Origin of the sequence: Mycobacterium sp. SMC-13, from assembly GCF_045311035.1 — a bacterium.
Lineage (GTDB): Bacteria > Actinomycetota > Actinomycetes > Mycobacteriales > Mycobacteriaceae > Mycobacterium.
In genome coordinates, this window is the sequence record NZ_JBJIAI010000008.1 from 18176 (window position 1) to 29371 (window position 11196).

An 11196-nucleotide genomic window follows, 5' to 3' on the forward strand; every position below is an offset into this window, starting at 1 on the left:
GAGAAGAAATCGTGAAGCGGACAGTATTCGAAGAGGAGCACGAGGCGCTCCGGGAATCCACCAGGCAGTACATCGAGCGTGAGCTCGTCCCCAATGCCGAGAAGTGGGAACAGGAACGCATGGTCGACCGGTCGGCGTACGTCGCCGCCGGAAAGTACGGCCTGATCGGGTTCAACATGCCCGAGGAGTTCGGCGGCGGCGGGTCGGACGACTTCCGGTTCAACGCCGTCATCGACGAGGAGATCGCCCGCTACGGCGGCCCCGCGCCGGCGCTGAGCCTCCAGAACGACGTCGTCGCACCGTATTTCAAGCACCTCGCCAATGACGAACAGAAGGCGCGGTGGATGCCGGGCATCGCCAGCGGTGAGCTGATCCTCGCCGTCGCGATGACCGAGCCCGGTGCCGGCAGTGACCTGGCGGGCATTCGCACGTCCGCCGTCCGCGACGGCGACGACTGGATCATCAACGGCTCCAAGACCTTCATCTCGGCGGGCATCAACAGCGATCTCGTCGTGACGGTCTGTCGTACCGATCCCGAGGCCGGCCACAAGGGCTTCACGTTGTTCGTCGTCGAACGCGGGATGGAGGGCTTCACCCGCGGCCGCAAACTGGACAAGATGGGCCTGCACTCGCAGGACACCTCGGAACTGCATTTCGAGAACGTGCGGGTCCCCTCGGCCAACATCCTCGGTCAGGAAGGCCGCGGCTTCTACCACCTGATGCAGAACCTGCCGTCGGAGCGGCTCGGCATCGCGATCTCCGCGATCGCCGGTGCGCGCGAATCCTGGCGCCAGACACTGCAATACGCCAAGGACCGCAAGGCCTTCGGCCAGCCGATCGGCAGCTTCCAGCACAACCGTTTCCTGCTGGCGGAGATGGACACCGAACTCGACGTCTGCGAGCGCTACATCGACCGGTGCCTGGAGGGCGTGCTCGACGGCGACCTGTCCGCGGTCGAGGCGGCCAAGGCAAAGTGGTTCTGCACCGAGACCGCCAAGAAGGTCATCGACGGCTGCGTGCAGCTGCACGGTGGCTACGGCTACATGATGGAGTACCGCGTCGCCCGCGACTACTGCGATGCGCGCATCCAGACGATCTTCGGTGGCACCACCGAGATCATGAAGGACATCATCGGCCGCGACCTGGGTCTGTAGTCGGCTCGGCCGACGCGGCCTGTAAGTCCCACAAAGCCAATCGGCGCCCCTGCACAACGTGGTGCAGGGGCGCCGATTTCGTTTGAATCTGTTGGCTACCGCGCGGCCGACGTGGTGGTCGGGGTCGCCGAGGTCGACTCGGCGGCGCTCGGCGCTGCGGAGGTCGACGTCGTGGTGGTGGCCGAGGTCGAGGTGGAGGTCTCGCTACCCGCGGCGGTCACCGGGGCCGGGGCCTCAGCCAGGTCCAGCACGGTGTCGATCACGTAGATGCGGGCGTTGCTCGCCTCGATCGCGCCACACACCAGCTTGGCGGTGTCGTTGACCTTGATGTCGCCACCGTCGCCGGTCACCTTGATCTGGGTGCCCTGCTGCGTCGGACGCTGGCCCTTGACGGTGTCATTGCCCAGCACGCCCAGGAACACGTGGTAGTAGTCCAGGCTCGTCAGCGCGGCCGGGTCGGCCTTCAGGGCCTCCAGCTTGGCCGGGTCCAGCGCCGCGAAGGCTTCGTTGGTCGGCGCGAACACGACGTACGGGCCGTTGTCCAGCACGCTCGTGATGTTCACGGCGGGGTTCAGGCCGCCGGAGATCGCCGAGTTGAAGGTGCTGATCGCCGGAATGGCGGCCAGCGCCTGGCTCACCGGCTTGTTGACCAACGTCTTCAGGTCGGGCATGCCGGCCTTGACCTTGTCGCAGCCGGGGCCCTGGGGGTCCACCGTCTTGTTGGTCGGCGGCGGCAGCGGCGGCGGGTCCGCGTAGGCGGACACTGCCAGCGGCAGCGATGCGGTCAGGGCGGCGACGGCCGCGGTTACGCCCAGAAATCTGCTGGTGCGAGTCTTCATGGTTCGGCTCCTCAGCTGTTCATGACGCGCACCCCGCCCGACCGGGGAGACCCCATCCGGGGCGTGGCGCCCGTCGAATGGTAATGGCTGGCGCTGGGAAACAGCAAAATCAGCTACCGGCGGTCCGGTTTCGTCAGGCGGGGCTGACCTGCACTTTTCGGACGCTGAAGCACAGCAGCGCGGCGACCGCGCACAAGCCTGCCGCGAGTTGAAAGGCCAGGTCATAGTTACCTTGCAGATCGCGGAGCCAGCCGGCGGCGGCCGCGGCGATCGCGGCGCCGACCTGATGCGCGGCAAACACCCAGCCGAACACCACCGGGGACCGATCACCGAAGTAGTCGCGGCACAGCGCGATCGTGGGCGGCACCGTGGCAACCCAGTCCAGGCCGTAGAAGACGATGAACACCCAGGTGCCCGGGTCGGCGTGCGCGGAAAGCAGCGAAGGCAGCAGCATCAGCGAAATCCCGCGTCCGACGTAATACACAGTGAGCAGGAGCCGCGGATCGACCCGGTCGGTGAGCCAGCCCGAACAGACCGTGCCCGCCACGTCGAGAACGCCGATCGTGGCCAGCAGCCCCGCGGCGACCGTCGTCGGCATGCCGTGGTCGCCTGCGGCAGGGATGAAGTGGGTGCCGATCAATCCGTTGGTGGTCATACCGCAGATCGCGAAGCTGCCCGCGAGGAGCCAGAACACGGGCACCCGCGCGCCGACGACGAGCCCGTCGAGCGCGGACCGGAAGCCGTTGGTCGGCGCCGCCGTCGGCGCAGGAGGATGGTGGCGCATGACGATGAGGACGGGTGCGACGACCGCGAACGCGGCCGCGGCGACGATGAGGCAGGCCCAGCGCCAGCCGTGACGGGTCGCGACCTCGGCGACCAGGGGCAGGAAGATGAGTTGCCCGGTGGCGCTGGCTGCGGTCAGCACGCCGGTCACCAGGCCGCGGCGTTCGTCGAACCAGCGGGTGGCGAGGGTCGCCACGAAGCCCATCGAGATGCAGCCGGTACCGATACCGACCAATACGCCCCAGCACGCCACCAGCTGCCAACCGGACGTCACCCGCACCGACAGCGCCGAACCTGCGGTGATCAGCCCCAGAGCCACCGACAGCACCGGCCGGACGCCGAATCGGTCCATCAGCGCAGCCGCGAACGGAGCGGTGACCCCGAACAGCGTCATGTTGACCGACATCGCGAGGCCGACCGTGGCGTGCGACCAACCGAACTCATGGTGCAGCGGGGTCATCAGCACGCCGGGGACCGCCCGGAAGCCGGCGGCGGCCAGGATCGCCAGGAAACTGACGGCGGCCACCGCCCATGCGGCGCGAGTCGGCGCAGTCGTCGAGGTGAGCGTCACCGCCCCACTCTGGCCGGTGCGCCACGGCCAGGCCAGTGGCAGAACCGACACGAATCGCACAGATTGCGCCACGCTCCGGGCCGCGGTGGCGCGCGACCTAAACTCTGCCGCATGTCAGGACCGTTGATTCTTCCCATCCAGGGCCACGCCCCGCAGCTGCACGACGAGTCGTGGGTCGCGCCGACCGCATCGGTGCTCGGCCAGGTGACGCTCGCCGCGCGGGCCAGCATCTGGTACGGCACCACGCTGCGCGCCGAGTTCGAGCCCATCGAGATCGGTGAGGGCTCCAACATCCAGGACGGCTGCACGGTGCACGTCGACCCGGGCTTCCCGGTGAAGGTCGGCGCCGGCGTCAGCGTCGGGCACAACGCGGTCCTGCACGGCTGCACGGTGGAGGACGGCGCCCTGGTGGGCATGGGGGCCATCGTCCTCAACGGCGCGGTGATCGGCGCCGGCTCCCTGGTCGCGGCCGGAACCGTTGTGCCGCAAGGTTTCGTGGTGCCGCCGGGGACCATGATCGCCGGTGTGCCGGGCAAGATCCGCCGCGAGCTGACCGAAGACGAGATCAACCACAACCGCATCAACGGCCAGGTTTACGAGCACCTGCTCACGCTGCACCGCGGCTAGTTCGACCAGGGATTTGTGCACGATTTTCCGCGCCCGGCGCGGAAAATCGTGCACAAATCACAGGGGGTGGGCCAGTTCGTCGGCGCGCATCCTGGCCACGCCCCAGGCGATGGCCGTCAGCACCAACGGCACCACGCCGGATACCACGAAAATCCATTGCATCGGAGCGATTTTCGACAGCGGGCCGACGATCGCGTAGGACACCGGCAGGAACACGAGCGAGACGAAGAAGTCCAGGCTCGAGACCCGGCCCAGCATCTCGGTCGGTACCCGCATCTGCAGCAGCGTTCCCCAGATCACCATGCTGGCGCCCTCGCCGATGCCGACGAGGAACGTCGCGGCGAGCATGACCGGGAACGACCACGTGCTGCCGACGACGACGAGTGGCAGCGCGCCGAGGCCCCAGATCACCATCATCGCGGTCAGGTAGTGCCGCGGCATCCGCGCGGCGGAAACCGCAAGTGCGCCAACGGCGCTGCCGATACCGAACCCGGCCATGATGAACCCGTAGGCGCGCGGGCCGTCTTCGAAGCGTCGTTCGGCGATGAACGGCACCAGCACCTCGATGGGTCCCAGCACCACCAGCACGTAGACGCTGGCGACCAGCAGGGTCCACAGCAGCCACGGGGTGCGGGTCATGAACCGGAAACCGTCACGCAGATCGTGCAGGACGTGCTTGTGCTCGACCGGTTCCGCGTCGGCCCGGACGGTGCTCGGCCGGGTGGCCACCAGCAGCACCAGGCCCACGGCGAACAACACCGCGACCGTGGTCGCACCGATACTCGGGAACGTCAGCCCGACCAGGACGCCGGCGGCGGCCGGGCCGATCGCCTGCTGCAGCACCGGGCGCACCACGCCCTCAATGCCGTTGGCCGCCAACAGTTGTTCGGCAGGCAGGATGCGGGGGAGCAGCGCGCTGTAGGCCGGGAAGAAGAAGGCCGCGGCGATGCCGAGGCAGGTCGCCGCCACCGCCATGTGCCAAATGCGCAGCGCCCCAGTTGAACTGAGGACAGCGACGGCCGTCACCGCGGCGAGGTTGACGGTCTCGACGGTGATGATGATGTTTCGTCGGTTCAGCCGGTCGGCCGCGATGCCACCGACCAACACGAAGCACACCAGGCCGGTACCCAGGCAGGTCGCCACCAGAGACAGCGCGGCCGGATCGTTGTCCAACGCGATGACCTGCAGCGCGGCCACGACCGTCCACATGCCCTCGGCGAAGATGGACAGCGAGACGGCCGCGATGAGCAGGCGGTATTCGCGGAAACGTAAGGGCGCGAACACCCGCCAGCGGTCAGTGGTCCGCGGTTCTGGCGTTTCGACGTCGAACTGGGAACTCACCAGTCCATCGTCCCGCGCCCGTCAAGCGATTTAGGCCGTACGTCGGTATGAGCCATTGCCGCGAATGTGCAACCAGATCACCGGATCCGCGAAATCGACGCCCTGGTTGCACACTCGCGAACCCGCCGAAACGCATGACTCCGCGACTGTGCAACCAGAGCGCGTCAACCGCGGATCTGGTGATCTGTGCGCACGCTCGTGGTGTGGACCCGTTCGCTACACGTCGGTGTAAACCGGCTGCCGGCGCTGCTGGAAGGACGCCACGCCCTCGCGGAAGTCGGCGGCGTGCAAAAGCTGGATCTGCCCGGCGGTTTCGCGGGCGAAGGTGTTGTTGAGCTCGGTCAGGGTGGCGTCGTTGACGGCCTGCTTGGTCTTGCGCAGGGCCACGGCCGGGCCGGACTTGAGCGCCACCAGCACGCGGTCGACCTCGGCGTCGAGTTCTTCGGCGGCGTGGACGGAACTCACCAGCCCAGCGGCAAGCGCCTCGGACGCGGGCAGCTTCTCGGCCAACAGCGCCATCCGCATCGCCCGGGCCCGGCCGATCGACGCGGCGACCAGAGCCGAGGCGCCGCCGTCGGGCATCAGGCCGATCTTGGTGAACGCCAACAGGAACGACGACTTCTCCGACGCCAGGACGATGTCGCACCCGAGGGCCAGCGACACCCCGACGCCGGCGGCGACGCCGTGCACCACCGCGACCGCGGGCTTGGGCAGGTTCACCAGCGCCGCGACCGCACGGTTGGCGGCGTTCAAGACGGCGGCGGCATCGAATTTCTTGGCGTCCTGGTCCTCGGCACTCAGGCCCGCGCCCGAGCAGAAGCCCCGGCCCGCACCGCCCAGCCGGACCACCTTGACGTCGGGATCGGTCGCGGCCTGGAGCACCGCGTCGCCGAGAAGTTCGAGCATTCCCAGTGACAGCGAGTTCAACGTGTCCGGCCGGTTGAGCGTCACGGACAACACGCCGTCATCCAGTGAGACGGTCAGATCGTCGGATCCGGTGTAAGTCATTCAGTACCCCAGTTTCATGGGCGGGCCAGATGCCCGCACTAGACAGACTTCGTTATACAAGTAAGCTATGTCGCGGTCAATAGAACTGGGCTCTAACCGATCGACCAAGAGGTGCATTTAGATGGCTGGACCACTGCAGGGACTGCGCGTTGTCGAGTTGGCCGGCATCGGCCCCGGGCCGCACGCGGCGATGATCCTCGGTGACCTGGGCGCCGACGTGGTGCGCGTGGAACGCCCGAGCAAGTCCGGCAAGCCCAGCGGCGACTCGATGCTGCGCAACCGCCGGTCCGTCACCGCCGACCTGAAGAGCGACGAAGGCCGCGAGCTGGTCCTGAGCCTGATCAAGAAGGCCGACGTTCTCATCGAAGGCTTCCGCCCCGGTGTCACCGAGCGGCTGGGCCTGGGCCCCGAAGACTGTGCCGCGGTCAACGAGCGCCTGATCTACGGCCGCATGACCGGCTGGGGCCAGACGGGCCCGCGCGCCCTGCAGGCCGGCCACGACATCAACTACATCTCGCTCAACGGCCTGCTGCACGCCGTCGGCCGCAAGGGCGAGCGCCCGGTGCCGCCGCTGAACCTGGCCGGAGATTTCGGTGGCGGGTCGATGTTCCTGCTGGTCGGCATTCTGTCCGCGCTGTTCGAGCGGCAGACCTCGGGCAAGGGCCAGGTGGTCGACGCCGCGATGGTCGACGGCTCCAGCGTGCTCATGCAGATGATGTGGGGCTTCCGCCGGCAGGGCATGTGGAGCGACGAGCGCGGCACCAACATGCTCGACACCGGCGCCCCGTACTACGACACATATGAGACCGCCGACGGCAAGTACATGGCCGTCGGGTCCATCGAGCCGCAGTTCTACGCCGAGCTGCTGGCCAAGCTGGAACTCGACCCGGCCACCCTGCCCGGCCAGAACGACGTCGCCCGCTGGCCCGAGCTGCGCGAGATCTTCACCAACGCCTTCAAGGCGCAGACCCGCGACCACTGGGCCAAGGTGTTCACCGGCTCGGACGCCTGCGTCAGCCCCGTCCTGAGCTTCGCCGAGGTCGAGACCGAGCCGCACATCACCGAGCGCGACACGTTCTTCCGGTTCTCGCCCGAGGACGGCGACAACCTCGAGCCGATGCCCGCGCCGCGGTTCTCACGCAGCGTGCCCAGCATCCCGACGCCACCTCGCGTGCCCGGTGCCGACACCGAGTCGGTCCTGCGCGACTGGGCCTGAGGCGCCCCACAGATTTCCGTAACAAGAAGGGAATTGCATCAATGCAGATCAAAGATTCCGTAGCCGTCGTGACCGGTGGTGCGTCGGGCCTGGGCCTGGCGACCACCAAGCGCCTGCTCGATGCCGGCGGCAGCGTCGTCGTCATCGACCTCAAGGGTGAGGACGTCGTCGCCGAGCTGGGGCCGCGCGCCAAGTTCGTCGCCACCGATGTCACCGACGAGGCCGGCGTCGCGGCGGCGCTGGACGCGGCCGAGGAGATGGGCCCGGTCCGCATCAATGTCAACTGTGCGGGCATCGGCAACGCCATCAAGACGCTGAGCAAGAACGGTGCGTTCCCGCTCGACGGTTTTCGCAAGGTGGTCGAGGTCAACCTGATCGGCACCTTCAACGTGATCCGCCTCGCCGCCGAGCGCATCGCCAAGACCGAGCCCGTCGGCGAGGAGCGCGGCGTCATCATCAACACCGCCTCGGTCGCCGCGTTCGACGGCCAGATCGGTCAGGCCGCGTACTCGGCGTCCAAGGGTGGCGTCGTCGGCATGACCCTGCCGATCGCGCGCGACCTGTCGCGTGAGCTGATCCGCGTCTGCACCATCGCCCCGGGTCTGTTCAAGACCCCGCTGCTGGGCTCGCTGCCGGAAGAGGCGCAGAAGTCCCTCGGCCAGCAGGTGCCGCACCCCGCGCGCCTCGGTGACCCCGATGAGTACGGCGCCCTGGCACAGCACATCATCGAGAACCCGATGCTCAATGGTGAGGTCATCCGTCTGGATGGCGCGATCCGGATGGCGCCGCGCTGATGGGAATCCGGACGAAGTTCACCGAGGCCTTCGGTGTCGAGCACCCGATCGCCCAGGGCGGCATGCAGTGGGTCGGTCGCGCGGAACTGGTTGCCGCCGTTGCCAATGCGGGCGGCCTGGGTTTCATCACCGCGCTGACACAGCCGACGCCGGCGGATCTGGCCAACGAGATCGCCAAGACCCGCGACCTGACGGACAAGCCGTTCGGCGTGAACCTGACGATCCTGCCGTCGATCAACCCGCCGCCGTACGACGAGTACCGCAAGGTGATCGTCGACGCCGGCATCAAGATCGTGGAGACGGCCGGTTCCAACCCGGGACCGCACCTGCCGATGTTCCATGACGCCGGCATCAAGGTGCTGCACAAGTGCACCTCGGTGCGCCACGCCGTCAAGGCCCAGAGCCTCGGCGTCGACGGCATCAGCATCGACGGTTTCGAGTGCGCCGGTCACCCCGGTGAGGACGACGTGCCAGGCCTGGTGCTCATCCCGGCCGCGGCCAAGGAGATCGAGATCCCAATGATCGCCTCGGGCGGCTTCGGTGACGCCCGCGGCCTGGTGGCCGCACTGGCGCTCGGCGCGGACGGCATCAACATGGGCACGCGCTTCATGTGCACCGTCGAGTCGTGCATCCACCAGAACGTCAAGGAAGCCATCGTGGCGACCGACGAGCGCGGCACCGAGCTGATCTTCCGCAGCCTGCGCAACACCGCGCGCGTGGCGTCCAACGCCGTCTCGCGTGAGGTGGTGGAAATCCTCAAGGGCGGCGGCCAGTTCGAGGACGTCAAGGATCTGGTGGCCGGTGTGCGGGGCCGCAAGGTGTTCGAGAACGGCGACCTCGACGCCGGCATCTGGACCGCGGGCACCGTCATGGGCCTGATCCACGACATCCCGACGTGCGACGAGCTGATTCACCGCATCGTCGGGGAAGCCGAGGAGATCATCACCGGCCGGCTGGCCCGGATGGTCGGCGCGGGCGAAGCCGAACTCGCCGGCGTCTAGCCGCAATTCATGCGCCGAGGGCCGTGACTCCCACCGGGTCACGGCCCTCACTGCGTTCGGTGGCGGCCGGCGGGGTAGCTTTTGGCCAAAGGCGACCCGCGTTAAGGACTTTGATATGCAGCGCAGCTTGTTCGAGGTAGATCACGACGACTTCCGTGCCTCGGTGCGCGAATTCGTCTCTCGACACATCGAGCCAAATGAAGACAAGTTCATCGAGCAGCGCTACATCGACCGTGAGGTGTGGCTGGAGGCCGGCCGCAACGGGTATCTGGGGCTGGAGGTGCCCGAAGAGTACGGCGGTAGCGCCGCGGGCGATTACCGCTTCAACACCGTTCTGTGCGAAGAGCTTTCGCGGTCCAGTGCCGCCGCGGCGTCGGCGTTCACCATCCATTACGACTGCGCCGCACCATATCTGGTCACGCTGACCACCGAGGAACAGAAGCGGCGGTGGCTGCCGAAGTTCTGCACCGGCGAGATGATCACCGCTATCGGGATGACCGAGCCCTCCGGTGGATCGGACCTGGCCGCGTTGAAGACCACCGCGGTCAAGGACGGGTCCAGTTACATCATCAACGGCTCGAAGACGTTCATCACCAACGGGACCCAGGCCGACATGGTGATCGTCGCCTCGAGAACCGCACCCGAAAAGGGCTCCAAGGGCATCACGCTGTTCGCCGTCGAAACGGGCATGCCGGGGTTCACGCGCGGGCGCAAGCTGGACAAGGTGGGCCAGCCCGAAGCGGACACCGCGGAGCTGTTCTTCGAAGACGTCCGGGTCGACGAGTCGGCGATCATCGGTGAGGTCGACCGGGGCTTCATCCACATGATGACGTTGCTGCCCCAGGAGCGGATCAGCGTCGCGGTGGCCAACCTCGCCCACGTCCGGCGGATTCTGGAAGACACCGTCGAATACGCCAAGGAGCGCAAGGCGTTCGGCCAGGCCATCGGCTCCCTGCAGTGGAACAAGTTCCTGCTCGCTGACATGGTCACCAAACTCGATGTGGCGCAGGCCTATGTCGACAACTGTGTGATGGCGCACCTGAGCGGCCAGTTGACCGCCGTCGACGCGGCGAAAGCCAAGTACTGGAGTTCGGTGGTGCAGAACGAAATCCTGGACAACTGCGTCCAGATCCACGGCGGCTACGGCTTCATGAACGAGTACCGGGTCGCGCGGGCTTGGAAGGACGCCCGCGTCACCAAGATCTGGGCGGGCTCGAACGAGATCATGCGCGAGGTCATCGGTCGCGACCTGGGGCTGTAGATGGCTGTCGGGTGAGCCGGGACCCGAGCCCGGACACACAAAAAGCCACCGACCGTATTGGTCGGTGGCTTTGACGCTGGTGATCACCCCAGCGAGTCCCTGCGTGCACGCGATTTCAGTGCACGGGCGTCGCGCCTCGGCGCGGCGTCAGACTCGCGGGTGAACCCGCGGAATCAGACAGCCTCGGCGAGGTCGGGGAACTGCTCGGACGTGTCACCCTCGATCAGGACGTCCCCGTGGTACAGGGCATCGAAATCTACTTTGATGACATCTGCGTTGGTGTCGTCGATCCACATGTCTATGAGGCTATGGGTCGCTATTAAGAAATCATTGAGTCACGATTCGGAAAACGTTGGCAATTCTTACCGCTGGGTAGGTTGGCCTACTCCGACCCCCAAGTGACCCGTGGGTAGCTCACATTCCGCAAGGTCGCAGGTGATCTTGATGTGCGGACAGCGGTCCTGGTCGCGGCTTAGTTCACTGGCCAGTAGCAAACATGATGACGGTCACCGCGGTAACGCCTGGTGGGCGGTGTGAACCAGACGTCAATAAATCTCGTGACCAGGGGTGAGTGAGCATTGACAGGTCTGAGTTATCGACG

The 11196-nt window shown here is 66.9% G+C and carries 11 protein-coding genes; 6 read left to right on the forward strand and 5 right to left on the reverse strand.

Annotated elements, in window-relative coordinates:
- Positions 1 to 11: 11 nt before the first annotated feature.
- Positions 12 to 1154: an acyl-CoA dehydrogenase family protein gene (locus tag ACJH6I_RS13510; RefSeq protein ID WP_346415172.1), complete on the forward strand. Its 1143-nt coding sequence runs from the start codon at positions 12 to 14 to the stop codon at positions 1152 to 1154.
- A 95-nt stretch (positions 1155 to 1249) separates the two neighbouring features.
- On the opposite strand, the gene ACJH6I_RS13515 is transcribed toward ACJH6I_RS13510, so the two are convergent.
- On the reverse strand, positions 1250 to 1993 hold the full coding sequence (locus ACJH6I_RS13515) for a fasciclin domain-containing protein (RefSeq protein ID WP_406776030.1): 744 nt from the start codon (positions 1991 to 1993) through the stop codon (positions 1250 to 1252).
- 133 nt (positions 1994 to 2126) lie between these two features.
- Complete coding sequence (locus ACJH6I_RS13520) at positions 2127 to 3347, reverse strand: MFS transporter (RefSeq protein ID WP_406776038.1); 1221 nt, start codon at positions 3345 to 3347, stop codon at positions 2127 to 2129.
- Between the two features lie 111 nt (positions 3348 to 3458).
- Here ACJH6I_RS13520 and ACJH6I_RS13525 point away from each other — a divergent pair, with 111 nt between their 5' ends.
- Complete coding sequence (locus tag ACJH6I_RS13525) at positions 3459 to 3974, forward strand: gamma carbonic anhydrase family protein (protein WP_155902415.1); 516 nt, start codon at positions 3459 to 3461, stop codon at positions 3972 to 3974.
- A 57-nt stretch (positions 3975 to 4031) separates the two neighbouring features.
- Here the strand turns inward: ACJH6I_RS13525 and tet(V) are convergent, their stop codons facing one another.
- Both tet(V) and ACJH6I_RS13535 read right to left on the reverse strand, forming a co-directional pair.
- Positions 4032 to 5315: a tetracycline efflux MFS transporter Tet(V) gene (gene tet(V), locus ACJH6I_RS13530; protein WP_406776029.1), complete on the reverse strand. Its 1284-nt coding sequence runs from the start codon at positions 5313 to 5315 to the stop codon at positions 4032 to 4034.
- A 216-nt stretch (positions 5316 to 5531) separates the two neighbouring features.
- Complete coding sequence (locus ACJH6I_RS13535; protein ID WP_406784208.1) at positions 5532 to 6323, reverse strand: enoyl-CoA hydratase; 792 nt, start codon at positions 6321 to 6323, stop codon at positions 5532 to 5534.
- A gap of 121 nt (positions 6324 to 6444) precedes the next feature.
- Between ACJH6I_RS13535 and ACJH6I_RS13540 the strand changes: the two genes are divergently transcribed.
- The 4 genes from ACJH6I_RS13540 (at position 6445) to ACJH6I_RS13555 (ending at position 10595) form a co-directional block, all read left to right on the forward strand.
- Positions 6445 to 7539 carry a CaiB/BaiF CoA transferase family protein gene (locus ACJH6I_RS13540; RefSeq protein WP_406784209.1) on the forward strand — a complete coding sequence of 365 codons (1095 nt, stop codon included), beginning with the start codon at positions 6445 to 6447 and terminating at the stop codon, positions 7537 to 7539.
- Between the two features lie 41 nt (positions 7540 to 7580).
- Positions 7581 to 8333: a 3-hydroxyacyl-CoA dehydrogenase gene (locus ACJH6I_RS13545; protein WP_346415167.1), complete on the forward strand. Its 753-nt coding sequence runs from the start codon at positions 7581 to 7583 to the stop codon at positions 8331 to 8333.
- Entirely contained in the window at positions 8333 to 9334 is a 1002-nt protein-coding gene (locus ACJH6I_RS13550; protein WP_406776026.1) for an NAD(P)H-dependent flavin oxidoreductase, read from the forward strand. Before ACJH6I_RS13545 ends, ACJH6I_RS13550 begins: the two co-directional genes overlap by 1 nt.
- A 115-nt stretch (positions 9335 to 9449) precedes the next feature.
- Positions 9450 to 10595 (forward strand): acyl-CoA dehydrogenase family protein, encoded by a 1146-nt coding sequence (locus ACJH6I_RS13555; RefSeq protein WP_346415165.1) that lies wholly within the window; start codon positions 9450 to 9452, stop codon positions 10593 to 10595.
- Between the two features lie 173 nt (positions 10596 to 10768).
- On the opposite strand, the gene ACJH6I_RS13560 is transcribed toward ACJH6I_RS13555, so the two are convergent.
- Positions 10769 to 10891, reverse strand: a complete 123-nt coding sequence (locus ACJH6I_RS13560; protein WP_020099274.1) for a hypothetical protein — start codon at positions 10889 to 10891, stop codon at positions 10769 to 10771.
- Positions 10892 to 11196: the final 305 nt, after the last annotated feature.

Bases quoted from the DNA above. Each gene is read 5' to 3' on its own strand.
- ACJH6I_RS13560 (WP_020099274.1), bottom strand. From the start codon at position 10,891: ATGTGGATCGACGACACCAACGCAGATGTCATCAAAGTAGATTTCGAT.
- ACJH6I_RS13545 (WP_346415167.1), top strand. From the start codon at position 7,581: ATGCAGATCAAAGATTCCGTAGCCGTCGTGACCGGTGGTGCGTCGGGC.
- ACJH6I_RS13550 (WP_406776026.1), top strand. From the start codon at position 8,333: ATGGGAATCCGGACGAAGTTCACCGAGGCCTTCGGTGTCGAGCACCCG.
- ACJH6I_RS13540 (WP_406784209.1), top strand. From the start codon at position 6,445: ATGGCTGGACCACTGCAGGGACTGCGCGTTGTCGAGTTGGCCGGCATC.
- ACJH6I_RS13535 (WP_406784208.1), bottom strand. From the start codon at position 6,323: ATGACTTACACCGGATCCGACGATCTGACCGTCTCACTGGATGACGGC.
- ACJH6I_RS13515 (WP_406776030.1), bottom strand. From the start codon at position 1,993: ATGAAGACTCGCACCAGCAGATTTCTGGGCGTAACCGCGGCCGTCGCC.
- ACJH6I_RS13555 (WP_346415165.1), top strand. From the start codon at position 9,450: ATGCAGCGCAGCTTGTTCGAGGTAGATCACGACGACTTCCGTGCCTCG.
- ACJH6I_RS13525 (WP_155902415.1), top strand. From the start codon at position 3,459: ATGTCAGGACCGTTGATTCTTCCCATCCAGGGCCACGCCCCGCAGCTG.